The following is a 22,938-nucleotide window of genomic DNA, read 5'->3' on the forward strand; positions in this document are numbered from 1 at the left end:
GCGATGTACAGGGATGACAGAATGGCAGGCCGGGAAGCCAGAGCTTCAAGATTCCGCCCTGCACTCCTTATCCCAGCAGCACTTTCAGCTCATGACGCTGTTCGGCATGTTTGGCCGCGTTTTCGTTTTTCAGCTTTTCCAGATTAACGAGCTTCCAGCGCACAGCTGGCAGGCCCGCCGCCTGAGGGCGATCAATGGCATCAAAATCGGGCGCACCGTCATGTAGGCTTAGCAAGAATCGCTTGGTGCTCTCATCGAAACGTGACTGAATGTCTGTAATCAAACGTTTACGCGTGTGCAAGAGTTCATCGAGGCTGAGGTGAGCCCTGGTCATGCCCTCAAATTCTTGGGCATAAGGCTTGTCAATATCGAGCAAGTTAGGGTTCAGCAGTTCGTGAGCGGGGCGTGACGAACTCGCAATGTAGATCAGAAAGGTCCGAAATAGGTCGTCCGTCAGGCCTTCGTTATCGTAGAGCAGCTTCACATCAAAAAGATCGCGCGGATGCTGGCGATCCAAGGCGGCGTGTAGCTTGCCGCCGAATAGATCTTCGAAAGAGACGATTTGCATATCGGCATAACCGAACTCATCTTCAACGGCGCTGGCGATGGAGAGCGTTTCAGGATCATGTACGACGCCGCGTGTGACTGGCGAGGTTTCGATCTTGATTTCAACGCCGCCCGTGCGAGCAAGAACACGAGTGGCGCCACTGCCTCCGCCCTTTATACGCTGTGTTTTGGCTCCGGCGATACGGCCTTCAATGGCAGCCGCGATGCGATCCATCGCGTCATTGATTTCGGAAAGGCTGTCGTTTCTATCTTTCACCGGAAGGTAGGTCAGGTCAATATCGACTGACAAGCGTGGAAGGTCTCGATAGAACAGATTGATCGCGGTGCCTCCCTTCAGCGCGAATACATCCTCCTGCGCCACATGCGGGAGAATGCGCACGAGGAGCGCGACCTGCGCTTCATAGGTTTCACGCGCCATCATTTACCTCCGCCTTTACAAACGCTTCCGGCACCATGATGCGATAGCGCGGATGTATCTTGCCCCCTTTTAACAGTGCGCGGTCGCCACTGCCAAGGTTGAACTCTGCAGGATCGAGACGCTTGCGCCAAGGGTGGTCATGGCGATCCGCAAAGACAAAGAACAACCGCTTGACCTTGATCTTCTTGCAACTGTGCAGCAACGCTGCCACTGTTTTTGGCCGCAGTGTCGTCAAGCTCTCGAATAGCATATCAAGGTTATGAAAACTCTCATGGTCGGGCAATTCGTCCATGGCTTCCATAATCGCCCGTTCGGGTGCCGACATGTTGAGCATCCAGTCCCATGGCAGCGTGTCTTCGGCGTTGATGTTGTTTCTGGCAAGCCCGACGGACGGGTCAGCGAATAGTGAAGTGTTGCGAGTCACGATGGGGGCGTTCAGTGGCAGTTTGCTTAGCCAGTTGGGTGTGGCGTTGCCATATACCCAGACAGGCGCACTGCTACCTAGACGCAGGTAGTGATCGTAGCCCTGTTGGGCAAGTGCCGTTGTGCCACCCACATGGATGTTATGGCGCATAATATGCTGCATGGAAAGCAGGCAAGTTTTCCAATCGATTGCGCCAGAGGTTGTTGCGTTCGGCGCAGGGCGCCGGAAAACGCCGCGGTTAACGCGCTCAAGCCAGCCGTTAACAACGTACTTCCGCGCAAGGAAACGGCTGATACCGTGGCGTTCGAGCCATGCGGTATCGACCATGAACCCTGACGGGATGGCTTCAAGCACTTTCTTTAGCTTTTTTTCTTTAGGTGTACTCATGGTTTACAAATTAGCATTTTGCTAAATTTTTTGCGATATGTCGATTTTGAATTTTTAAAAACAATTGTACTATAAGGTCACAAAAAACATGTTTTTTAAATAGTTGCGGCGGCAAGGTGAATTGCCAGCTGGACCGCCGTTAAAGTCAGCGCCCGTCTGTACCCTGGATCCCACCGAGCGCTGGGAACGCAGGGCACCCCGCCTTTTGGCATTGCTTCATCGCCGTGATCGGCGATTGATGATGCAGCGCTTCTACCGTGTGATTTAAAGTGCTACGTTTATTTTATGAATCCAGGCTTCTCGCATGCCGTGAGCGGCCGTGGCGTATGGGTAAACTATCTGAGCTATGGATTCTCCTCGGGCAAGAGCTCATGCCAGGATTTACTTCACTCCGGGTCCAGGCATGGGACGAGTATCAAGATAAAGGGACAATCTGTTGAAAGCTCAACAAGGGAAGCGAGTCATGTATCTGCAGGCCAGGAGCGTGGGGAAGAGAGTAGGGAAGGTGGCGGGGAAGCGCGTGGGGAAAGCGGCAGCATGGGCAGCCGTGCTGCTGTTGGTGGGGTGTGCAGGCCAGTCCTCGCCCTCCAGTAGCGCAGGGGAGTCTCCTTCGACGATGGAGCCTGCGGTATCGCCCGTGACACCCTCGGCCACGCGTGCGTCCACCTCGCCGGTCACGGATTGGGTGCCGCCGCTGCTGGCCAGCCCTGAAGAAGAAGCGGCTTACTATGTCAGCCGCTTGGCAGACCGCAGTTTCGTTTCGCAATATGGTGGTCCGGATAACCCTCGCCCCTGGTACATCGCCGCTGAGCGGCTGGGTGAGATCGGGGCGCCCGCAGTGCCACTTCTGCTGGCCAGGCTCAATACTCAGGATGCCTACGAGCTGATGCTGGTGCTATATGCCCTGCACCTGGCCACGCAAGATCCGCTGATCACTTTCAAGACCCGCGGCGAGTCCGTGCAGCTGCCGGGGGTGCTGGACGAGCGCATGAATGCCGACAATCGGCGCCTCGTCGAAGAGTGGCAGCAGCGTCATGCGGCGGCGTTGGATTTAGGTTAAGGGCCTGGCTACATTGATGAGTTGAACCTACGAACGACGACTTGGAGATGACAATGGGATTTGCACTATCTTCCATGCAGGTCAGCAGCACCGCCTTTGGCCAGCATCAGGCCATTCCCGCCAAACACACCGGTGAAGGCGAGGACATCTCACCCGACCTGGCCTGGCAGGGTGCACCTGAAGGAACCCAGGGCTATGCGGTGATCTGTCACGATCCCGATGCCCCGTTGGTGAAAGAGGGCAGCTACGGTTTCGTACATTGGGTGCTGTATAACTTGCCGGGCGATATGACGTCGCTGGAAGAGAATACCACCCAAGGAACCGTGGGCATGTCCGATTTCGGCAAGCCCGGCTATGGCGGCCCAATGCCCCCGGAAGGCCATGGTAGCCACCTCTACTATTTCTGGGTACTGGCGCTGGACCAGGCAACCACGCTTCCCGAAGGGCTGACGCTGCCCGAGCTGCTGCGTGCCGTCGAGCCGCACCTGCTGGGCATGAATCGGCTGGTCGGTACCTACCAGCGCGACTGACCTCTCTCTTCAGGCTGGAGCATTGTGCTCAAGCCGTGTAGGCTCCACCGCTTTCTACGCCCTGTAGATATCCTGATAGCGATGGAGCCTTTTCATGAGTGACTTTCCCAACTGTCCCGCCTGCGCCTCTGAATTCACTTATGACGACGGCCTGCAATTCGTGTGCCCGGAGTGTGGCCATGAGTGGTCGAAAAATGGTGAAGAGGAAACCGAATCAGCCAGCTCCGGTATCCGGGATGCCAACGGTAACCCGCTAGCCGATGGCGACACGGTGACCGTGATCAAGGATCTCAAGGTGAAGGGCAGCTCGCTGGTGGTCAAGGTGGGCACTCGGGTCAAGAACATCCGCTTGGTGTCCGGTGATCACGACATCGACTGCAAGATAGATGGTATTGGCCCGATGAAATTGAAGTCCATGTTCGTCAAGAAAGCCTGACCCCCAACGCCTGCGATCAGTTCGCGGGCGTTTTCTTGACAGGCTGTCATAGCTTTTCTGAATGAGAATGATTGGCTTTTTTGATGTTATCAGCGGCGAACGTGTCAGGAAGTGGTGACTTTTGCGAAGGATTTTGCAGAAGGGCTTCACATCATTTTTATACAGGACTAAAATGGTCCCCAATTGACGGGTAAGCCTTTAAATCACACGGGTCATCACACACGGGAGTCACCATGCTCAAGCTTTCTCGGCTGACCGACTATGCGGCGGTGGTGATGGCGCAAATTGCGCGCCATCCGAACACTTCCCATGCCGCCGCCGATCTGGCCGAAGCCGTTCAGCTGCCGCACCCGACTGTGAGCAAGACGCTTAAAATGCTGGTTAAAGCCGGGTTGCTGGAGTCCCAGCGCGGTGCTCAGGGCGGGTATCGGCTGGCACGCCCCGCCTCGCGGATTACCGCCGCCGATATCATCAGCGCCATCGAAGGCCCCGTGGCCATGACCGAGTGCAGCCAGGCGGAAGGCGAGTGCGACCTGGTGGCTACCTGCGGTGTGGCCGACAACTGGCAGCGCGTATCCCTGGCCATTCGTACGCTGCTGGAGAGCGTCACCCTGGCGCACCTCGCCGACACTGCTCCCATCAAGCTGCCCGTTCAGCTACCCATTCAAAGCATTACGCTATCGGCGGCTTCCGCGTAAGTCGCAACCACATTCACTCATATTGACGGCGAGCTCAACTCGCCACCCAACTGCCCGGAGGGTATCACCATGGCAAGCGAAGAAATGGAACAGTTGGTTCGTCGCGAGTACAAAGATGGCTTTGTCACCGATATCGAAAGCGACACACTGCCACCTGGCCTGGATGAAAACACCATCGCCTTCATTTCCAAAAAGAAGGGCGAGCCGGAATGGATGCTGGAGTGGCGTCTGGATGCCTATCGTCAGTGGCTGAAAATGGAAGAGCCCTCCTGGGCACACCTCAACTATCCGCCCATCGATTATCAGGCGATCTCCTACTTCAGCGCGCCAAAGCGCCCGGAAGACCGCCCTCAAAGCCTCGATGAGGTAGACCCCAAGCTGCTGGAAACCTATGAGAAGCTGGGTATCCCGCTGCACGAGCGTGCTGCCCTGGCAGGCGTGGCGGTCGATGCGGTATTCGATTCGGTGTCGGTAGCTACCACGTTCAAGAAAGAGCTGGCGGAAGCCGGGGTCATTTTCTGCTCCATCTCGGAAGCCATCCGCGACTACCCGGAGCTGATCAAGCAGTATCTGGGCACCGTCGTACCGGTCGCCGACAACTACTTCGCTGCGCTGAACTCTGCGGTGTTCACCGACGGCTCGTTCGTCTTCGTGCCTGAAGGCGTCACTTGCCCGATGGAGCTGTCCACCTACTTCCGTATCAACGCGGCCAATACCGGGCAGTTCGAGCGCACTTTGGTCATTTGTGAAAGCCGTGCCCAGGTCTCCTATCTGGAAGGCTGCACGGCGCCCATGCGCGACGAAAACCAGCTGCACGCGGCGGTGGTCGAGCTGGTGGCGCTGGATGATGCCTACATCAAGTACTCTACCGTTCAGAACTGGTACCCCGGTGATGAAGAGGGCAAGGGGGGTATCTACAACTTCGTGACCAAGCGCGGCGACTGCCGTGGTGAGCGCTCGCGTATCAGTTGGACGCAGGTGGAAACCGGCTCGGCGATTACCTGGAAATACCCCTCTTGCGTGCTGCGCGGCAAGGACAGCATCGGTGAGTTCTACTCGGTGGCCGTGACCAACGGGCGCCAGCAGGCGGATACCGGCACCAAGATGATCCATATCGGTGAGGGCACACGCTCCTACATCGTGGCCAAGGGCATCTCGGCGGGCAAGAGTGATCAGTCCTATCGCGGTATGGTCAAGATCGGCCCGCGCGCCAAAGGCGCACGTAACTTTACCCAGTGCGATTCGCTGCTGATTGGCGACAAGTGCGGTGCCCACACTTTCCCGTACCAGGAAATCGGCAACAGCACGGCGACCATCGAGCACGAAGCCACCACGTCGAAAATCGGTGAAGACCAGCTGTTCTACTGCCAGAGCCGCGGCATCTCGGAAGAAGATGCGGTGAGCATGATCGTGAACGGCTTCTGCAAGGATGTCTTCCAGGAGCTGCCGATGGAGTTTGCGGTAGAAGCGGAAGCACTGTTGAACGTCACTCTTGAAGGTGCGGTGGGCTAACCGCGCAGGCATCCCCCTATTTTTTAAAAGGCGATTACTATGTTGCAAGTGAATGATTTACACGTCACCGTCGACGGCAAAGAGATTCTGAAAGGCCTGACGCTCACCATCAATGCCGGTGAAGTGCACGCCATCATGGGCCCCAACGGCGCGGGTAAATCCACCTTGTCAGCGGTCATTGCGGGCAAGGATGGCTACGAAGTCACCCAAGGCACCATTACCTTCGAAGGCCAGGACGTGCTGGAAATGGAAATCGAAGAGCGCGCCCAGGCAGGCCTGCTGTTGGGTTTCCAGTACCCCGTTGAGATTCCGGGGGTGAAGAACATTTACCTGCTGAAGTCGGCGCTGAACGCGCAGCGCGCTGCCCGTGGTGAAGGCGAGATGCCCGCCCCAGAGTTCATGAAGCTGGTCAAAGAGAAGCTGAACTTCATGAAAATGGATGCCAGCTTCCTGCAGCGCGCGGTCAACGAAGGTTTCTCCGGCGGTGAAAAGAAGCGTAACGAAATCCTTCAGATGCTGGTGCTGCAGCCCAAGCTGGCCATGCTGGACGAAATCGACTCCGGCCTGGACATCGACGCCATGAAGGTGGTGGCCGATGGGGTCAACAGCCTGCGCGCCGAAGAGCGTGCCATTCTGCTGGTCACGCACTACCAGCGCCTGCTGGACTACATCGTGCCCGACAAGGTCCACGTCCTGATGGATGGTCGTATCGTCAAGACCGGTGATGCGGCGTTGGCCAAAGAGCTGGAGGCCAATGGTTACGAAGGCATCGAGGAGTCCGTGGCATGAGCGAGACACAAACCTTTCTGGATACGCTGGCGGCGCGCAGCCAACAGCGTGGCGCAGAGCCCAGCTGGATGGCCGCACGCCGTCAGGCGGGGGCTGCACGCTTCGAGGCGATGGGCTTTCCTACCCGTCGCGATGAAGAGTGGAAATACACCGACGTACGCGCCATTGCTCAGGGAAATTTCGCCCTGGCCGATAACGCCGAGTTCTCCCAGGCGCAGGCGGCTGCGCTGACGCTGCCACTGGAAGCCTATCGCCTGACCTTCGTCGATGGCGTATTTTCGGCGGCGCTGTCTGACCTGGAAGGCCTGCCTTCCAGCGTGCAGGTCATGCCGCTCTCCAAAGCGCTCAGCGACAACCATGAAGCGGTGGGTGGCCCGTTGGGTCGTTTGACCGGCGTGGAATTCTCGCCCTTCTCGGCGCTCAACACCGCGTTCGTGGAAGAAGGTGCCGTGGTGCGTATTGCGCCCGGCACGGTAGTGGAAAAGCCGATTCTGCTGCAGTTTCTCTCACGGGCCGGAGCGCCGGTCATGAGCCACCCGCGGGTGCTGGTCGAAGCGGCTGGGCGCAGTGAGGCCACGCTGATCGAGCACTACGTGGGGGAAGCCGATGCTGCCAACTTCACCAACGTGGTCGGTGAGCTGATGCTGGACCGTGGTGCGATCCTCAACCACTACAAGCTTCAGGAAGCTCCGCTGGGCGATCTGCACATTGCCAGTATCCACGTGGAGCAGAGTCGCGACAGCCGCTACACCTCCTACAACCTGAATCTGGGCGGTGCGCTGGTGCGCAACGACCTGATTTGCGAGCTGGACGGCCAGGGCGCCGAAAGCAACCTGTACGGGCTGTTCTTCGGTCAGGGTCGCCAGCACGTGGATAACCACACCAAGGTCAACCACAACGCGCCGCTGACGTTCTCCAACGAGAACTACAAGGGCATTCTGGATGACCGCGCGCAGGGCGTCTTCAACGGCCGGGTATACGTCAAGCGCGACAGCCAGAAAATCGAAGGCTTCCAGAGCAACCAGAACCTGCTGCTCTCCGACCGCGCGCAAATCAACGCCAAGCCGGAGTTGGAAATCTACGCCGATGACGTCAAGTGCTCCCACGGCACCACCACGGGCCAGCTGGATGAAGAAGCCGTCTATGCGCTGCGTACACGGGGTATCGACGAAGCCACGGCGCGCGGCCTGCTGACGCTGGCCTTTGCCGGTGAAGTGCTGGAACAGGTCACGCTGGATGCCATTGCCGAGCGAGTCGAGCTGGCGGTGGCAGGCAAGCTGCCCGAGCGCTTCAACCTGGCAGGGCTGGTGGAAGCAGCGGCTGCGCTGAACGATTAATCAAGGAGTCCCCCATGCCCCAGAGCGTGATTGAGAAAGCGACCACGGCCAGCACAGCCGCCTACGATATCGAGGCCCTGCGCCGCGAATTCCCCGTGCTCCAGCGGGAAGTGCACGGCAAGCCGCTGGTCTATCTGGACAATGCTGCTACCAGCCAGACTCCCCAGGCGGTCATCGACGTGTTTGGCGACTACTACGCTCGCTACAACGCCAACATCCACCGTGGGCTGCACACCCTGGCGGATGAGGCCACGGCCGCGTTCGAAGCGACACGTCATCGCGCCAGGGACTTTCTCAATGCCGAAGATGCTCGCCAGATCATCTTCACCCGGGGCACCACAGAGGCGATCAATCTGGTCGCCCAGAGCTGGGGCAGAAGCCAGCTGCAGGCGGGCGACGAAGTGCTCATCTCTATGCTGGAGCACCACTCCAACATCGTGCCCTGGCAATTGTTGGCCGCAGAGCGTGGTTTCACCATCAAGGTGATCCCGGTAGACGCTCATGGTGCGCTGGACATGGACGCCTATCGAGCCCTGCTCAACGAGCGGACCCGGCTGGTGGCGGTGAATCATGTGTCCAATGCGCTGGGGACCATCAACCCAGTCAAGGAAATGGCCGCGTTGGCCCATCAGCAGGGCGCACTGATTCTGGTCGACGGTGCCCAGGCGACGCCGCATCAAAAAGTGGATGTTCAGGACATCGACGCCGACTTCTACGCTTTCTCTGGCCACAAGGTGTATGGCCCCACGGGCGTGGGCGTGCTGTATGGCAAGGCGGCGTTGCTGGAGGCCATGCCGCCCTGGCAGGGTGGCGGTGAGATGATCAAGACCGTCTCGTTCGACGTGGGCACGACCTTCGCGGACATTCCCCACAAGTTCGAGGCCGGTACGCCTGCCATTGCGGAAGTGATTGCGTTGGGGCGTGCGCTGCAGTGGATGGAGGACGTAGGGGTCGAGGCCATTGGCGACTGGGAAGCCGTGCTGTTGACCCATGCCACTCAGGCCGTCAGCCATATCGACGGACTGCGCATTCTAGGCACGGCGCCGCACAAGGCGGGGGTGCTGTCGTTCGTGGTGGACGGTGCCCACTCCCAGGATATCGGGCTATTGATCGACCAGCTGGGTGTGGCGATTCGTACGGGGCATCACTGTGCGCAGCCGCTGCTCCACCATTTTGGCGTCGAGGCTACCTGTCGCGCCTCGTTTGCAGCGTATAATACCCTGCAAGAGGTCGATGCGTTCGTTGCGGCGCTGAACCGTGTGATCCAAATGGTACGCTAAGGACATCTATGGATATCGAGCAAGTGGCCAGCCTCGAACGAGGCCAGAAACTGCCGCTACAGCGTGATGTAGAAGCCATTGCCATTCCGTTCGGCAAGACGGATACGCTGGCAGAAGATAGCGTTGTCAGTGTCATGCAGGCGAAAGGCAGCACGGTCAGCGTAGGGTTCGAGGGGCGGCTGTATCTCATCGAGGGTCGCAATCTCGATGCGCTGGGGCTGGAACCATTGCCGCGGCCCACGCTGCCCGAGTCAGCCAGCGATGACGAGATCGAGCAGTTCGTCTGGGATCAGCTGCGTACCTGTTTCGATCCGGAAATTCCGGTCAATATCGTCGATCTGGGGCTGGTATACGGATGCCGTATCGAACGCTTGATCAGCGGTGAGCGCATCGTCACCATCCGCATGACGCTGACCGCGCCTGGCTGCGGTATGGGCGACGTGATTGCCGCTGATGCGCGCAACAAGATTCTGGGGGCGCCGCAGATCAGCAAGGTGCATACCGAGATCGTCTTCAGCCCCGCCTGGAGTCGTGACATGATGAGCGATGAAGCCAAGCTTGAGCTCGGCATGTTCTAACCCCTGCTGGGGAGCTGGATGCACAGCCTGTTATTTCGTTGGGTAAAACGTTGTCTGCTGTCGCTGGTAGCCATGGTGCTGCTGGCGGCTTTGCTATTGGCGGCAGGCAACGCCTGGGTACTGCTGAGCACCTCACGCTATATCCATACGCAGCTGCAAGAGTGCCGTCCAACGGATGTCGCTATCGTTTTTGGCACCTCTCACTGGACACGTAGCGGGCTGCGTAACCCTCATTTTCATGCGCGTATGCGCACCTCGGCGCGCCTGATAGCCGATGAGCGCGTGCAGCATCTGCTGCTCTCCGGGGATAACCGCACCCAGGCCTACAACGAGCCCCGAGCCATGTGGCGCGACCTTTATCGACGAGGCGTGCCGGCCGACAGGTTGACCATGGATTTCGCGGGCTTCAGTACCTACGACACCATGGTGCGAGCGCGGCATGTGTTTCAGTTGGAGCAGGCGCTGTTGGTGACCCAGAGCTGGCACTTGCCACGAGCGATTTTTATCGGCCGTTCGCTGGGCATGGACGTGACGGGTTGTGTGGCCGAAGAGCAGCCCTCGGCGGGCGAGTGGCGGCTCAAGGTGCGTGAGTGGCTGGCGCGTATGGCGACGCTAGGGGATCTGTACCTGTGGGGCAGGGAGCCTCACTTTCTGGGGCCAGCCGAGCCTATCGTGCTGAGCCGTGATCGATTGCCTCTGGAGCCGCCACCCGTGACCACTGATGTGCTGATCGACCTGGAAGGCGTGCGCCTGCTCTATCCGGAACTCCCTCTGCTCGGAGAGCCAGCGCGGCAGCTAGAGCCGTCGGCGGCTCCTTGAAGGTGCGCGAAAGGAGCGCTTAGCGGCGAGCTTTGCGCTTTTGCAGGCTATACAGCTCGCGGATCAATTTACGGCAGCCCTGCATGCACTCTTCCACAACGGGTTCGATGGGGTCGGGCAGCGGGTGGGTAAACAGGGTCGAGAGGGCTTGCATCAAGACACGCTCTTGTTCCAACAGTTCATTGATCAGAACCTGACTATCGTTGCCCACGAAGCTTTTCAGGCGGCTCCACAGCCACAGAAAGTCATCGCGCTCCACGTCGGCATCCCTGGGAAGCATTTTCAGATGGGCACGGGCCAACTCCTGCAGCTTGCGCATCTGTTTCAGTCGAGCCGTGTAGTGAGGCTTCAGCGCGTCGCGCAGCGAGGGGCGCAGGCGTTCGATATTGTCCTGGAAATAATCAATGCTATCGGCCAGCGCTTCCAGCACGCTGTCCATCGCCACTTGGCGATTGTCGAGAAACATGAGCGTCTACCTCCTTCGGTGACGCAGATTGTGGGGGTGGCAGCGTTGATTTGCCACCCCTAATGCGGATTATTTTTACCTTTGGACGTTAGCCTTTAGGCTTGGGGGGCGCTTTTCGGGCAGGTGTTGCGTTTTTTTCGATATGTTCGATGATCATGCCCGCGATGTCCTTGCCCGTGGCGCTCTCGATTCCCTGCAGCCCAGGAGAAGAGTTGACCTCCATGATCACCGGCCCATGGTTGGAGCGCAGCAGATCGACACCGGCAACGCGCAGGCCCATGGCCTTGGCTGCCCGGATGGCGGTGGAGCGCTCTTCAGGGGTAATGCGGATTACGCTGGCCGTGCCGCCACGGTGGAGGTTGGAGCGAAATTCGCCTTCGGCCGCTTGGCGCTTCATGGACGCCACGACTTTGTCGCCAATCACGAAGCAGCGAATGTCGGCGCCTTTGGCTTCCTTGATGTACTCCTGCACCATGATGTTGGCCTTCATGCCCATGAACGCCTGCACCACCGACTCGGCAGCCTGGTTGGTCTCGGCCAGTACCACGCCAATGCCCTGAGTGCCTTCCAGCAGCTTGATGACCAGCGGCGCCCCCTTGACCATGGTGATCAGGTCGGGAATGTCGTCTGGCGAGTGGGCGAAGCCGGTGATGGGCAGCCCCAGCCCCTTGCGGGAAAGTAGCTGCAGCGAGCGCAGCTTGTCGCGGGAGCGGGTGATGGCGACCGAGTCGTTGATCACGTAGGTGCCCATCATTTCGAACTGGCGCAGCACGGCGCAGCCGTAGAAAGTCACCGAGGCGCCGATGCGGGGGATGACCGCATCGAAGGGCTCGATCTCAGCCCCCTTGTAATGAATCGAGGGGTGGTGGGAGGCGATGCTCATGTAGCAGCGCAGGGTGTCCACCACCCGGGCCGTATGGCCGCGCTGCTCAGCGGCTTCCACCAGGCGGCGGGTCGAGTATAAATTGCGGTTACGCGAAAGTAGGGCAATATGCATGCAGGGCTCCGGGCCAAAACAGAAAAGGCGTATTAAGTGTATTCAAGGCTCGCCGTGCAAAAAGGCAGCGCCGGGTGCGACTAACAAACGACGCATGGCGCGCCTGCCCAATAGCATGGGGTGGCGCATATTGCTGCGGTCGGTCAAGGTAAGTTCGACGGGAAAGCTGAGCTGGCCCAGTTCCATCTGTGTGCGAATGACGTAGCGCCATTCGCTGTGCCCATTCGAGCTGGTCACCCGTCTTCTATCATGTAAATGTAGACGATAACGATGCCCCGGCGTCTCGGGGCCGCCACTGTGGGTGACGAAACTGACCCACAGCTGCCCATGGGCATCTTCTTCCGTTTCGATCTCTTCGGCATGCAGGGCAGAGGTGCGCGCGCCGGTATCGGCCTTGCAGCACAGATGAAGCCCCAGGTCGGTCAGCGTGACCATTTCACGGCGGCCAATCACGGCCTTGGCCTGATAGGGTAATTCCTTCACGGGTGACTCCTGAGATAATAAGAGCAGAAGAACAGCATGATGATGACCGTCACCTGTTACGAATTTATGCGCGGCGTGGCATCAGGCCTGCCAGACGTGCCTGCATGGGTGAGTCGACAGGTGCGTCACGCAGGGTCAGCATGACCGGTAAGCGCAGCCTGGGAACGAGGGCAATATCACGCACGACGGCCGCAAAATCGGCACGCTCGTCTGCGGCCAGCCTGTTCAGGAACAGCGGCAGGCGTCTCTCGTCTTCCAGCAGTTGCCAACCGCGCCCGGCCATGGCGGCCATCAGATCAGGGCCGCAGGCAGCGCTATCCTGAAGTAAACTCGTGTACCAATCGCCTGCCGTGGGTTCTGGTGAGCTGCCCACCGCTCGCACGCAGGCGCACAAGGTTTCCACGTCTCCTTCACTGGCGGCCTGTTCGCCGCGGGCCTGCAGGGCCACCAGCAAGCACGTTTGTAAAGGCCGATGTTCAAGGCAGTAGCATAGCGCATGGATAACGTTGACAGGCAACTCGGAAAACCGCTTGGCCAGCGCTTCGGCGGCATCGTCATCCATGCGAACCGTGAAATCGGCCAGACCCTGCACGCCCAGCGCTTGCCAATCGATCGACTGCTGGCCGCTCAAATACGCTTCTACCGGCTCCAGATGCTGACTGGCAGGTAATCCCAGCTGCTGCGTTGCACGGGCATTGAGCATGGCCTGAAAGGTAACGTCGGGCGTGAAAGCCAGTGGGTTGTCCTTCATCAGGTCATCCACGTTAGCACTGGCGTCAGGTGTCAATGCCTGCTGCTCTGACGCCAGGGCATTACGCCCCAGGGTTTCCAGCAGGCGATTGATGAAGCCATCCCGCTGTGCAGGCGAGAGCATGCCCTGCTCGTCCAGCGGCAGGGCGAGGAACCAAATAGCCGGTTCAGGCATCGCACCCAGCCGAAACACGATGCCCAGACGCGCCTGACCCAGCCAGGGCTCGGGCCAGGCGTGCTCGGCCTGCTCGAAGCCGCGCAGGGTATCCCGCGAGCAGGGCACCACACGACGCCCCATATGGTAGAGCGTCACGTCGGCACCGTTGCGGGTAAAGAACTCATCGAGGGTAGTAATTGGTTGCATGACATCCTTCCGCATTTCAAGCGTGCACTCTACCTTGATGCTCGGTCACTGTCAGCCGTAACCGTTGATAAAACCATACCTTATCGTCGCGGTGGTCAAAAAGTGAGCAACATTCCCCAAGCCCCGTGGGAGTAGCCGTTGCGACACCTTTCCATAGTTTATCCACAGTCTCTTGCAGGTTTTCTGTGAATCTGTGCATAAACGCGTTGGCCATGCCTCTCGGTGGCAAGTTACCCACAGAGTTGGGATAATCACGCCGACCATTCCTTATGAGTAGACTGTTTATGAGCGTCCATCAACAGCTTCAAACCGCGCTTCTTGAGCTTGAAGCCGCGATGAAAGCCGCCAACCTATGGCGCACCCCTCTTCCAGAGGCGAGCGCGTTTGCCAGTCAGGAGCCCTTTTGTGTGGATACCATGTCGCTGCCCCAGTGGGTGCGCTATGTGTTCGTGGCCCGATTGACCGCACTGGTCGAGGCCCAGGCGACCCTGCCCGCCAGGTGTGAGGTAGCGCCCGCCATGGCCGCTTATCTGATGCAGGAGAAAGTGCGCGCCAGCGACCAGGTGCTGGTCATTCGCGCCATGGAAAGAGTCGACCAGCTGGTGACGGACAACTGAACAGGTAGCCGCCAGCGCGGCGCTGCCGTGCTTCTCAACCAAACAGGCCCGGAGCAAATGCCCCGGGCCTGTTTGGTTGGATGGGTAGCCCCGCATCTTCTAGAAGCGGTAGCTGAGACCCGCCATGACCACAATGGGGTCGATTTCGACGGTGCCCGCTGCGGCGCCATTCACCGTGGCGTCCGTATCGATGTCCAGATACCAGGCGGCGGCATTGAGCGCCCAGTTACCGTCGATCAGCAGGTCGATACCCAGTTGGCCTGCCAGTCCCCAGGAGTCGTCCAGGTCCAACTCACCAATCGCCAGCTGTTCGTCCGAGAAGCGCGTGTAGTTGATACCGGCGCCAATGTAGGGCTGAACCCGTGCCTGGGTGCCGCCCAGCGGGTAATACTGCAGCGTCAGGGTGGGTGGCAGGTGCTTGGTCGAGGCAAGGTTCTCGCCGTTCAGGGCAATGTCGTGCTTGAAGGGCAGTGCGGCCAGCAGTTCGACGCCCATCTTGTCATGAAAGCGATAGCCCAGCGTAAAGGCGAAGTCGGTCTTGTCCTGAACGTCCACCGACAGGGCGCCATCGGCCAGCGCGCCGTTGTCGCTTTTGGGTGACACTTGTGCCACGCCCACGCGGGTAAAGAAATCACCTGCGCCGTAGGCAAAGGCCTGGCTGCTAGCGGCCAGCGTTGCAGCGGCCAGACTGGCAGCGATGAGAGTAGAGGGTTTGAACGGGCGCATAATGTTGCTCCTGACCATGATTAAGGTAAGTGGTTCGCGATCCATGGCGCCACTATAACCAGCCAGAAGCGGTGGGTTATTGACCTGAGGCAAAGAGCGGTGCGCAAGCGGCCAACAATGCAAGAGACCTCCTGCAAGGCGGGGCCTTGACGAGGAGGTCTCGGATGACTGCTTGCCGATGCTCACCGCCTGCCGAAGCAGGCGATGAGGTTGGCATGCTGGCCAAGAGCCGTGGCTAAAAATCGTCGCCAGGCGTAATGGTCAGGATCAGCGTTCGATGTGCTGGTACTCACCGGCATCGGCGGTCATGTTGCTGACGACCAGGATGGCGATGAAGGAGGCGATGAATCCGGGAATGATTTCGTAGACACCCGGGCCACCCAGGAAGGAGCCGCTCCAGCCCAGCGAAATCCAGATCATCACGGTGGCGGCACCGACGATCATGCCCGCCAGCGCGCCGGCACCGTTGGTGCGCGGCCACATCAGCGCGAGGATGATCAGCGGACCAAAGGCGGCGCCAAAGCCTGCCCAGGCGTTACTGACCAGCCCCAGCACCTGCGAGTCTTCATTGGAAGCAATGATGGCGGCCACGATACCCACCAGCACGACGCACACACGGCCCACCGCCACGCACTGCTGCTCGGTGGCATTCTTGTGCAGGAACAGGCGGTAGAAGTCCTCCGTCAGCGAAGAGGAGGAGACCAGCAGCTGGCTTGAGATGGTGCTCATGATCGCTGCCAGCAGCGCCGCGTACAGGAAGCCGGTGATCAACGGGTGGAAGAGCAGGTTGGCCAGCACGATGAAGATGGTTTCAGGATCCTGGATGTCCAGGCCGTTACGTACCGCAAAGGCGCGGCCCGCCAGGCCCAGCGACACGGCACCGATCAGCGAGACCAGCATCCAGCCCATGCCGATGTTACGCGCCACAGGCACGTCTTCTTGTGAGCGAATGGCCATGAAGCGAACGATGATATGCGGCTGACCAAAATAGCCCAGGCCCCAGGTCACCGCCGACAGCCAGCCCACGAACGTCAGCCCCGTGGTCCAGGAGAGCAGCGTGGGATCGACGCTATTGAGTGTCTCCGAGGCCTGTGAGAAACCACCGCCGCCGTCACCGAACAGCACCACCGCAGGCATGATGATCAAGGCCAACATCATGATGCAGCCCTGCACGAAGTCGGTCATGCTCACGGCCAGGAAGCCACCTACCACGGTATAGATCAGGACCACGCCGAGGGTAATGATGACGCCCATGGCGTAGTTGCTCATGTCGCCAAAGTTGTACACCCCGGTAAAGGCCGTTTCGAACAGCTTGCCACCGGCCACCAGGCCCGAGGCGGTATACACGGCAAAGAAGATCACGATCACGATGGCCGACACGGTGCGCAGTGCCAGCGCACGGGTCGGGAATCGGTTGGCCAGAAACGCCGGGATGGTAATCGCGTTGCCGTAATGAATGGTCTGCTCGCGCAGGCGAGGCGCGACCAGTATCCAGTTGAGCAGTGCGCCCACCAGCAGGCCAATGCCGATCCAGGCAGAGCCCAGCCCAGACACGAACATGGCCCCGGGCAAGCCCAGCAGCAGCCAGCCGCTCATGTCGGAGGCCCCTGCCGAGAGTGCCGCGACCTGTGGGCTGAGGGTACGCCCCCCCAGCATGTAATCTTCCGAGGAAGAAGTCGCTTTGCGCATGGCATAAATGCCAATGGCGATCATGAGCGCAAAATATCCAAACAAGCTAATCCAAACACCAGTAGCCATAACACTTCTCCAGTTCGTCAGAACGGAGTCAGGTCACCTACGAAAGCCCGCGCATGCTGGCCGCTCTTTCGTACATCCCTGGCTCCGACAGCGTCAGCGCCTTGGCGGTGCGTGGCCAAGGCACGTTGATCTTGTTGTTAATTCCCCTGCCGGTTCGGCGTGGCCAGTGGCTGGCCACGGCTCGAACCGTCAAGCAGGGCGCCGGAAAGGTCATGGCGGTGTATCGATGTCGAGTTCCCTGTGCCTGGTGCACGGCCTGGGGGGGCCGTGGCAGCGCAGGCAGTCACGCTATTATTGTCAACCATGAGACGGATCCTTTTCAGGAGTTCAGGTTAGTTTATGTCGATGAGCGTTCTACTCATCCCCTAGCGCCAATAGCGACGCGTTGCCACCCAGGGCGGCGGTGTTGTTGGTGATCGTCTTCTCAGTCACGAAGCGCTGCAGGTAGTGCGGGCCACCCGCTTTGGGGCCGGTGCCCGAAAGGCCCTGACCGCCGAATGGCTGCACGCCGACCACTGCGCCGATGATATTACGGTTGATGTACACATTGCCTACTCGAATTTTCTGCGCTATTTCAGCGGCAAAGGATTCGTTACGGCTATGCACGCCAAACGTCAGGCCATACCCCCGGCCGTTGATGTCGTTGATCACCTTGTCGATCTCGCGGGCCTTGTAGCGCACGATGTGCAGCACGGGGCCAAACTGCTCGCGGGTCAGCGCATCGATGCTGTCGATGGTAAAGGCGACCGGGGCCACGAAAGTGCCGTGCTGTGTGTGCTCGGCGGTCATCGGGGTTTCGGCGACCAGCCGGTTTTCGCCCTTGAGCTTGTCGATATGTGCCAGCAGCCCTTTGCGCGCGTCTTCATCGATGACCGGGCCCACGTCGGTGCCCAAATCGCGCGGATCACCGATCCGCAGTTCGCTCATGGCGCCCTTGAGGATCTCGATGACGCGGTCGGCCACGTCATCCTGCAGGTAAAGCACACGCAGGGCAGAACAGCGCTGCCCGGCGCTCTGGAACGCTGACTGGATCGTGTCCATGACCACCTGCTCGGGCAGGGCGGTGGAATCCACGATCATGGCGTTCATGCCGCCGGTTTCCGCGATCAGGGTTGGCAGCGGCGCGTTTTCGCGGGCGGCCAGGGCGCGGTTGATGATCTGAGCCGTATCGGTGCCGCCGGTGAACACCACGCCGGTGATGCGCGGGTCGGAGGTCAGCACGCTACCCACGGTGGGGCCGTCGCCCGGCAGCAGCTGCACTACATCGCGGGGCATGCCCGCTTCGTAAAGCAGCTCGATGACGCGATGCGCGACGATGGAGGTCTGCTCGGCGGGCTTGGCCAGCACGGTGTTGCCTGCCACGGCGGCTGCGACGATCTGACCGCAGAAAATGGCTACCGGGAAGTTCCAGGGGCTGATGGCGGCAAACACGCCCTTGCCGCCCATGGATAGCCGGTTCGATTCACCGGTGGGGCCAGGCAGCTCGATGGGCTCGCCGAGCGACTCTTCGGCGCGCATGGCGTAATAGCGGCAGAAATCCACGGCTTCCTTGATCTCGTCCACGCCGTCGGTGAGCAGCTTGCCACCCTCTCGGGAGCAGAGCGTCATCAGCTCGGCCATGTGCTCTTCCATCAGGTCGCCCAGGCGGCGAATGATGGCCGCGCGCTCGGCAACCGGCGTGGCATCCCAGCGCGGGAACGCTTCCCAGGCAGCGTCCAGTGCCTTGGCCGCCTGCTCCTTGCTGGTCCACTGCACGCTGCCCACGGTCTGGCGACGATCAAAGGGCGATGTCACGCGATGGGTATTGCCCGCATCTTCGGCCACGTCGAACGCCAGCAGTGGCCGGGTGGGGTACTGCTTGTCCATGAACGTGGCCATTTTCTCCATCAGCGGATAGTACTGGCTGCGGATATTGAGGTTGACGCCACGAGAGTTGCGGCGTTTCGCACCGTAGATGTCCTTGGGCAGCGGAATTCGCTTGTTGTAGAAGCTCTTCTGCTGGCGCAGGGTTTCGATGGGGTGCTTGCAGAGCGACTCCACCGGCACTTCGGGATCGACGATCTGGTGCACGAACGAGGAGTTGGCGCCGTTTTCCAGCAGGCGACGCACCAGGTAGGGCAGCAAGTCCTTGTGGGCGCCCACCGGGGCGTAAATGCGGCAGTAGGTGCCTTTGGGGGCACGGGCCAGGGCGGCGTCATACAGTGCTTCGCCCATGCCGTGCAGGCGCTGGAACTCGAACGGGCGGCTGTCCTGGTTGGCCAGCTCCAGAATCGTGGTCACGGTATGCGCGTTGTGGGTGGCGAACTGCGGGAAGATGCGCCCGCGGGTGTCGTCGGAGAGCAGGAACTGGGCGCAAGCCAGGTAGGCCACATCGGTACATGCTTTGCGCGTGTAGACCGGGTAGCCATCGACCCCCAGCTGCTGCGACTCCTTGATCTCGCTGTCCCAGTAGGCGCCCTTCACCAGGCGCAGCGGAATTTCGTCGCCTTGCTGGTCGGCCAGTCGGTTCAGGTAGTGCAGCACGGGCAGCGCACGCTTCGAATAGGCTTGCACCACCAGGCCGAAGTGGCCCCATCCCTTGGCAGCACTGCTTTGGTAAATGGCGCGGAAGACCTCCAGCGAGAGCTCCAGGCGGTCTACTTCTTCGGCGTCGATGGTAACGGCCACGTCCAGCTCGCGCGCCTTGGTGACCAGCTTGATCACGGTGTCCACCAGCTCGGCCAGCACCTGCTCGCGACGGCCAAACTCATAGCGCGGATGCAGGGCCGACAGCTTGATGGACACCGAAGGTGCAGGGGTCTTGTCGCCCAGGGTCTTGCAGGCTTTGCCCACCTGCTCGATGGCACGGGCGTAGTCGTCGAAGTAGCGCTTGGCATCGGCGCGGGTGCGGGCGGCTTCCCCCAGCATGTCATAGGAGTAGGTGTAGCCCTTGTTGAACAGCGGCTTCGAGCGCTTGAGCGCTTCGTTGATATCGCGGCCCAGCACGAACTGCTTGCCCATGATTTTCATGGCTTCCATCATCGCCCGGCGAATCACCGGCTCACCCATACGGTTGACCATGCGATTGATGAAGTGAGCAGGCTGGCCCTCTTTGGGGTGGTCCAGCTTCAGTACCTTGCCGGTCATCAGCAGGCCCCAGGTCGAGGCGTTGACCATCCAGGACTCGCTCTTGCCCACGTGGGACTGCCAGTCGGCCGGGCCCAGCTTGTCTTCGATCAAGGCGTCGGCGGTGGCGGTGTCCGGGATGCGCAGCATGGCTTCGGCTAGGCACATCAGCATCAGGCCTTCATGGGTGTCCAGGCTGTACTGCTGAAGCAGCTCGTCGATGGTATCGACGGCGGTATCCATGTTGCGTACTTCTCGCACCAGCGCGGCCGTGTTGGCTTCGATGCGGGAGAAGTCGTCCGAGTCGGCGTTCAGTACCTTGATCAGCTCGCTGACGTAGGCATCCTCATCCACGATGTAGTGGTCGCTAATACGCGCCATCAGCGTATCAAGGTCGGTTTGCCAGATGGCTGGGTCACGCATTTTCTTGGCATTAAGCATTGAGGCCCCCGTAAGACAGGTCTGAAACAGGCTGCTGAAGCGAATGGCTGGATTCACCAGCGTTTAAAAACAGTGATAGCAGGGCAGGTGCCCAGTATGTTGTCGAATGTAGAGCGCGCGCCCGTCAGTTGTATGTCGTTTTCATGGCAAAACGTGTCAAATTCTCGGCAAGAAGCGCCTGGTTACGACTTTAGTAGAGCGGTTGACGACTTGCCAGCACCGCTCTCAACGCTGCCGGGCCGTCATAGGGGAATGCCGGCCTGTGCCAGCCGAACCGAGCCTAGCGTGAGGGAGCAGCAGCAGAGGCAGTGCTCGGCGTTCCATTGGTCGTGGGGAGGGTGGCGCTGGCAGTGCCCTGGCGCAACTGGCGAGGCGACGCGCCGTAACTGCTCCGAAAGGCATGAGAGAGCGCGCTCTGGTTGGCAAAGCCGGTCTGAATGGCAATATCGGTCAAAGGCAGACGGCTTTGCAGAATCAGCTGCCGAGCGGCGTGCAGGCGCTGTCGACGCACGTATTGCCAGGGCGACAAGCCTGTCTGGGCACGGAAGCGTTCCGAGAAGTGGGCCTCGCTCAGGCAGGCCAGCCTGGCCAGGTCGGCAACGCGCAGCTCGTCGGCCAGATGGCGGCGAATGAAACGGTCGATCTGGTGCAGGTTGATGCGCCGTTGGGCAGCGGATGGCTCGGCCCCCAGGCGGGCTTTCAACGACCCCAGCAGCGTCGCGGCCAGACGGTCCTGTTGAAAGGAGGTGGCCGAATTGTCGAATCCTCGGGCCAGCTCGCTTTCGACGAAGGTCAGGTAGTGGCGTAATGCGCTGTCCAGTGCAAAAAAACGCGGCGCATCGAATAGCGCCACCAGCTCACGATGCTCTCCCGTCAGTGCGGGGGCGTCTTCCGGCAGGTCCAGAATTAGCTGGCGGTTATGGCCGCTGCCGGAGTAGTAATGCTCGTGGTTGGCGGGCACGATACAGCCGGAAAATGCATTGACGCGTCCGCCCAGTCCCTCGATCTCGAACTCGGAAGAGCCGCACAGGGTAATGACGATCTGGTGAAAGTCATGGGCGTGGTGGCGGGTAGCGCTCTCCAGCGGGATTTGGCGAATGGTGCTGGGCATGAAGATCTCCTCGACGACGCAAGGCTAGCGCTGGCGCAGCGCGGTATGGGCCGCCAGGTGGTCGCGCAGGGCCTGCAGCTCCTCCTGACCGGTGGCGTTGAGCAGCGGTTTGCCCTGGGCTATCTGCCAGCGCCTGCCGTGGCTATCCATCAAGTGGGATGCGCGACGGCGTATGTTATCCAGGTATTCGTCATGCCGAATGGGGTAGCCAATGATGGTGTTCCACTCGGTTTCGCTCACCTGACTGGCCAGGGCCTTGTCGAACAGAGCGATCAGATCCTGAGGCTCGGTGCGATAGCGCGGTGTGCTGGCGGTCATCAGCGCCAGCAGCACGCCGCCAATCACCACGACGCAAACGCCAAAGACCAGTAGATAGAGTGCCATGTCACGCTCCCTGTGTCGCGGTGAGTAGGGGAGTGCCCAGTATACGCGTACCCCGGGGAAGACGAAAATTTTGACCTTTGTGCGAACTTTTCCTCTGGGAAGTGTCTGAGTGTACAGGCAACATCGCGATGGCAGTCGCTAATAGTGTTGTTCTGGCTATTGTTTTCGATCCCTTGCTTCCGCTGCTTTTTCAAGCAGCGGTTTTTTTTGCGATCAAGAAAATATCGGCTCAATGACGGCGAATGGTCAACAGGGCGATCAGGATGTCGCGGCGGGTGACGATGCCAACCAACCGCTGTTGTTCGACCACCGGATAGATCTTGGGCTTCTTGCCCAGCATCTCCTGAGCCAGGTCGGTGATGCTCTGGTTGGGCGACGCGGTCAGCACATCCTGGCGCATCAGCTCTTTGACCAGTGGGGCTTCGTCGTCATGGTATATGCTGTCCAGTACGCGGCCAAGCACGTCCTGTTCGGAAATGAAGCCGATCAGCCGGTCGGCTGCATCGACGACCGGTGCGCCGGGCAGGCGATGCAGCGCCAGGCCTTGCGCCAGGTTGGTGATGGACGTCTCCCCCGAGACGCGGTAGCAATCGCGGGACATGATGTCGCGTACGGTATCCGGAATCTTGTTGTTCATGGGCAGTCTCCTCGAGCGTGACGCAGTGGCCGCCAGGCACGGCCAACTCTTTTACTGTAGGAGATTTAACTTGCCCTGCCTTGCCCTCATACTTCAGACATTCAACGGTTGACCATGGTCGAATCGTCAGCGACGTAGTCAGGAGCTTTTATCAATCAGCGCGAAAAACCGCTTACTTTTAGTGAGCGGATGGATAGCGCGGCATCCGCAGGATGCCCTTGCTGATGATTTGCACAGTGCTATACTACTCACGTCGACACGACC

The 22,938-nt window shown here is 59.9% G+C and carries 24 protein-coding genes; 11 read left to right on the plus strand and 13 right to left on the minus strand.

Annotation, left to right across the window (positions count from 1 at the left end; genetic code table 11):
• Positions 1-67 precede the first annotated feature (67 nt).
• Both CWI66_RS11280 and CWI66_RS11285 read right to left on the minus strand, forming a co-directional pair.
• Positions 68-988, minus strand: a complete 921-nt coding sequence (locus CWI66_RS11280) for a nucleotidyl transferase AbiEii/AbiGii toxin family protein (protein WP_232710865.1) — start codon at positions 986-988, stop codon at positions 68-70.
• Positions 975-1,796 (minus strand): type IV toxin-antitoxin system AbiEi family antitoxin, encoded by an 822-nt coding sequence (locus CWI66_RS11285; protein WP_016914273.1) that lies wholly within the window; start codon positions 1,794-1,796, stop codon positions 975-977. The genes CWI66_RS11280 and CWI66_RS11285 overlap by 14 nt, the downstream gene beginning before the upstream one ends.
• A 463-nt stretch (positions 1,797-2,259) precedes the next feature.
• Here CWI66_RS11285 and CWI66_RS11290 point away from each other — a divergent pair, with 463 nt between their 5' ends.
• The 10 genes from CWI66_RS11290 to CWI66_RS11335 all read left to right on the plus strand — a co-directional run bounded on the left by CWI66_RS11290 (position 2,260) and on the right by CWI66_RS11335 (position 10,835).
• Complete coding sequence (locus CWI66_RS11290; RefSeq protein WP_229800786.1) at positions 2,260-2,856, plus strand: hypothetical protein; 597 nt, start codon at positions 2,260-2,262, stop codon at positions 2,854-2,856.
• 53 nt (positions 2,857-2,909) lie between these two features.
• Positions 2,910-3,386 carry a YbhB/YbcL family Raf kinase inhibitor-like protein gene (locus tag CWI66_RS11295; protein WP_026001743.1) on the plus strand — a complete coding sequence of 159 codons (477 nt, stop codon included), beginning with the start codon at positions 2,910-2,912 and terminating at the stop codon, positions 3,384-3,386.
• Positions 3,387-3,480: 94 nt separating this feature from the next.
• Entirely contained in the window at positions 3,481-3,822 is a 342-nt protein-coding gene (locus tag CWI66_RS11300) for a zinc ribbon domain-containing protein YjdM (RefSeq protein WP_100731704.1), read from the plus strand.
• Between the two features lie 233 nt (positions 3,823-4,055).
• A complete protein-coding gene (locus tag CWI66_RS11305; RefSeq protein WP_016914269.1) occupies positions 4,056-4,520 on the plus strand; it encodes an SUF system Fe-S cluster assembly regulator in 465 nt (154 codons plus the stop codon).
• Positions 4,521-4,589: 69 nt separating this feature from the next.
• On the plus strand, positions 4,590-6,032 hold the full coding sequence (gene sufB, locus CWI66_RS11310) for a Fe-S cluster assembly protein SufB (RefSeq protein WP_016914268.1): 1,443 nt from the start codon (positions 4,590-4,592) through the stop codon (positions 6,030-6,032).
• A gap of 39 nt (positions 6,033-6,071) precedes the next feature.
• A complete protein-coding gene (gene sufC / locus CWI66_RS11315; protein WP_016914267.1) occupies positions 6,072-6,821 on the plus strand; it encodes a Fe-S cluster assembly ATPase SufC in 750 nt (249 codons plus the stop codon).
• A complete protein-coding gene (gene sufD, locus CWI66_RS11320) occupies positions 6,818-8,158 on the plus strand; it encodes a Fe-S cluster assembly protein SufD (RefSeq protein ID WP_016914266.1) in 1,341 nt (446 codons plus the stop codon). Before sufC ends, sufD begins: the two co-directional genes overlap by 4 nt.
• 14 nt (positions 8,159-8,172) lie before the next feature.
• Positions 8,173-9,438 (plus strand): aminotransferase class V-fold PLP-dependent enzyme, encoded by a 1,266-nt coding sequence (locus tag CWI66_RS11325; protein WP_081191931.1) that lies wholly within the window; start codon positions 8,173-8,175, stop codon positions 9,436-9,438.
• 8 nt (positions 9,439-9,446) lie between these two features.
• A complete protein-coding gene (sufT, locus tag CWI66_RS11330) occupies positions 9,447-10,016 on the plus strand; it encodes a putative Fe-S cluster assembly protein SufT (RefSeq protein WP_016914264.1) in 570 nt (189 codons plus the stop codon).
• 18 nt (positions 10,017-10,034) lie between these two features.
• Positions 10,035-10,835 carry a SanA/YdcF family protein gene (locus CWI66_RS11335; protein WP_096922725.1) on the plus strand — a complete coding sequence of 267 codons (801 nt, stop codon included), beginning with the start codon at positions 10,035-10,037 and terminating at the stop codon, positions 10,833-10,835.
• A gap of 19 nt (positions 10,836-10,854) precedes the next feature.
• Here the strand turns inward: CWI66_RS11335 and CWI66_RS11340 are convergent, their stop codons facing one another.
• From CWI66_RS11340 to CWI66_RS11355, 4 genes are all read right to left on the minus strand, one after another.
• On the minus strand, positions 10,855-11,301 hold the full coding sequence (locus CWI66_RS11340) for a hypothetical protein (RefSeq protein ID WP_039179432.1): 447 nt from the start codon (positions 11,299-11,301) through the stop codon (positions 10,855-10,857).
• An 88-nt stretch (positions 11,302-11,389) separates the two neighbouring features.
• The gene (gene rimK / locus CWI66_RS11345; RefSeq protein ID WP_016914261.1) at positions 11,390-12,298 is read right to left on the minus strand and encodes a 30S ribosomal protein S6--L-glutamate ligase; all 909 of its coding nucleotides are present in this window, start codon (positions 12,296-12,298) and stop codon (positions 11,390-11,392) included.
• A 42-nt stretch (positions 12,299-12,340) separates the two neighbouring features.
• Positions 12,341-12,781 (minus strand): ATP-dependent zinc protease family protein, encoded by a 441-nt coding sequence (locus tag CWI66_RS11350; protein ID WP_016914260.1) that lies wholly within the window; start codon positions 12,779-12,781, stop codon positions 12,341-12,343.
• 64 nt (positions 12,782-12,845) lie between these two features.
• The gene (locus CWI66_RS11355; protein WP_100731705.1) at positions 12,846-13,895 is read right to left on the minus strand and encodes a DUF3549 family protein; all 1,050 of its coding nucleotides are present in this window, start codon (positions 13,893-13,895) and stop codon (positions 12,846-12,848) included.
• A 284-nt stretch (positions 13,896-14,179) separates the two neighbouring features.
• On the opposite strand from CWI66_RS11355, the gene CWI66_RS11360 reads away from it, so the two are divergent.
• Positions 14,180-14,512, plus strand: a complete 333-nt coding sequence (locus tag CWI66_RS11360; protein WP_100731706.1) for a YqcC family protein — start codon at positions 14,180-14,182, stop codon at positions 14,510-14,512.
• A gap of 99 nt (positions 14,513-14,611) precedes the next feature.
• Here CWI66_RS11360 and CWI66_RS11365 read toward each other — a convergent pair whose 3' ends face one another.
• From CWI66_RS11365 to CWI66_RS11390, 7 genes are all read right to left on the minus strand, one after another.
• Positions 14,612-15,238, minus strand: coding sequence for an OmpW/AlkL family protein (locus tag CWI66_RS11365; RefSeq protein WP_100731707.1), 627 nt, complete (start codon positions 15,236-15,238; stop codon positions 14,612-14,614).
• Positions 15,239-15,505: 267 nt separating this feature from the next.
• The gene (putP, locus tag CWI66_RS11370) at positions 15,506-16,996 is read right to left on the minus strand and encodes a sodium/proline symporter PutP (RefSeq protein WP_100731708.1); all 1,491 of its coding nucleotides are present in this window, start codon (positions 16,994-16,996) and stop codon (positions 15,506-15,508) included.
• A gap of 37 nt (positions 16,997-17,033) precedes the next feature.
• Positions 17,034-17,210 (minus strand): hypothetical protein, encoded by a 177-nt coding sequence (locus tag CWI66_RS18030; RefSeq protein ID WP_156808474.1) that lies wholly within the window; start codon positions 17,208-17,210, stop codon positions 17,034-17,036.
• Positions 17,211-17,350: 140 nt separating this feature from the next.
• Positions 17,351-20,542: a bifunctional proline dehydrogenase/L-glutamate gamma-semialdehyde dehydrogenase PutA gene (gene putA / locus CWI66_RS11375; RefSeq protein WP_100731709.1), complete on the minus strand. Its 3,192-nt coding sequence runs from the start codon at positions 20,540-20,542 to the stop codon at positions 17,351-17,353.
• Positions 20,543-20,822: 280 nt separating this feature from the next.
• Entirely contained in the window at positions 20,823-21,653 is an 831-nt protein-coding gene (locus CWI66_RS11380; protein WP_100731710.1) for an AraC family transcriptional regulator, read from the minus strand.
• A gap of 24 nt (positions 21,654-21,677) precedes the next feature.
• On the minus strand, positions 21,678-22,037 hold the full coding sequence (locus tag CWI66_RS11385; protein WP_039179455.1) for a hypothetical protein: 360 nt from the start codon (positions 22,035-22,037) through the stop codon (positions 21,678-21,680).
• 229 nt (positions 22,038-22,266) lie between these two features.
• Positions 22,267-22,674, minus strand: a complete 408-nt coding sequence (locus CWI66_RS11390; protein WP_081191941.1) for a CBS domain-containing protein — start codon at positions 22,672-22,674, stop codon at positions 22,267-22,269.
• Positions 22,675-22,938 lie beyond the last annotated feature (264 nt).

Origin of the sequence: Halomonas sp. 141, from assembly GCF_002810305.1 — a bacterium.
Lineage (GTDB): Bacteria > Pseudomonadota > Gammaproteobacteria > Pseudomonadales > Halomonadaceae > Vreelandella > Vreelandella stevensii.

Excerpts from the sequence above, each read along its gene's own strand:
- CWI66_RS11280 (WP_232710865.1), bottom strand. The coding sequence starts at position 988 with ATGATGGCGCGTGAAACCTATGAAGCGCAGGTCGCGCTCCTCGTGCGC.
- CWI66_RS11285 (WP_016914273.1), bottom strand. The coding sequence starts at position 1,796 with ATGAGTACACCTAAAGAAAAAAAGCTAAAGAAAGTGCTTGAAGCCATC.
- CWI66_RS11290 (WP_229800786.1), top strand. The coding sequence starts at position 2,260 with ATGTATCTGCAGGCCAGGAGCGTGGGGAAGAGAGTAGGGAAGGTGGCG.
- CWI66_RS11295 (WP_026001743.1), top strand. The coding sequence starts at position 2,910 with ATGGGATTTGCACTATCTTCCATGCAGGTCAGCAGCACCGCCTTTGGC.
- CWI66_RS11300 (WP_100731704.1), top strand. The coding sequence starts at position 3,481 with ATGAGTGACTTTCCCAACTGTCCCGCCTGCGCCTCTGAATTCACTTAT.
- CWI66_RS11305 (WP_016914269.1), top strand. The coding sequence starts at position 4,056 with ATGCTCAAGCTTTCTCGGCTGACCGACTATGCGGCGGTGGTGATGGCG.
- sufB (WP_016914268.1), top strand. The coding sequence starts at position 4,590 with ATGGCAAGCGAAGAAATGGAACAGTTGGTTCGTCGCGAGTACAAAGAT.
- sufC (WP_016914267.1), top strand. The coding sequence starts at position 6,072 with ATGTTGCAAGTGAATGATTTACACGTCACCGTCGACGGCAAAGAGATT.
- sufD (WP_016914266.1), top strand. The coding sequence starts at position 6,818 with ATGAGCGAGACACAAACCTTTCTGGATACGCTGGCGGCGCGCAGCCAA.
- CWI66_RS11325 (WP_081191931.1), top strand. The coding sequence starts at position 8,173 with ATGCCCCAGAGCGTGATTGAGAAAGCGACCACGGCCAGCACAGCCGCC.
- sufT (WP_016914264.1), top strand. The coding sequence starts at position 9,447 with ATGGATATCGAGCAAGTGGCCAGCCTCGAACGAGGCCAGAAACTGCCG.
- CWI66_RS11335 (WP_096922725.1), top strand. The coding sequence starts at position 10,035 with ATGCACAGCCTGTTATTTCGTTGGGTAAAACGTTGTCTGCTGTCGCTG.
- CWI66_RS11340 (WP_039179432.1), bottom strand. The coding sequence starts at position 11,301 with ATGTTTCTCGACAATCGCCAAGTGGCGATGGACAGCGTGCTGGAAGCG.
- rimK (WP_016914261.1), bottom strand. The coding sequence starts at position 12,298 with ATGCATATTGCCCTACTTTCGCGTAACCGCAATTTATACTCGACCCGC.
- CWI66_RS11355 (WP_100731705.1), bottom strand. The coding sequence starts at position 13,895 with ATGCAACCAATTACTACCCTCGATGAGTTCTTTACCCGCAACGGTGCC.
- CWI66_RS11360 (WP_100731706.1), top strand. The coding sequence starts at position 14,180 with ATGAGCGTCCATCAACAGCTTCAAACCGCGCTTCTTGAGCTTGAAGCC.
- CWI66_RS11365 (WP_100731707.1), bottom strand. The coding sequence starts at position 15,238 with ATGCGCCCGTTCAAACCCTCTACTCTCATCGCTGCCAGTCTGGCCGCT.
- putP (WP_100731708.1), bottom strand. The coding sequence starts at position 16,996 with ATGGCTACTGGTGTTTGGATTAGCTTGTTTGGATATTTTGCGCTCATG.
- CWI66_RS18030 (WP_156808474.1), bottom strand. The coding sequence starts at position 17,210 with ATGACCTTTCCGGCGCCCTGCTTGACGGTTCGAGCCGTGGCCAGCCAC.
- putA (WP_100731709.1), bottom strand. The coding sequence starts at position 20,542 with ATGCTTAATGCCAAGAAAATGCGTGACCCAGCCATCTGGCAAACCGAC.
- CWI66_RS11380 (WP_100731710.1), bottom strand. The coding sequence starts at position 21,653 with ATGCCCAGCACCATTCGCCAAATCCCGCTGGAGAGCGCTACCCGCCAC.
- CWI66_RS11385 (WP_039179455.1), bottom strand. The coding sequence starts at position 22,037 with ATGGCACTCTATCTACTGGTCTTTGGCGTTTGCGTCGTGGTGATTGGC.
- CWI66_RS11390 (WP_081191941.1), bottom strand. The coding sequence starts at position 22,674 with ATGAACAACAAGATTCCGGATACCGTACGCGACATCATGTCCCGCGAT.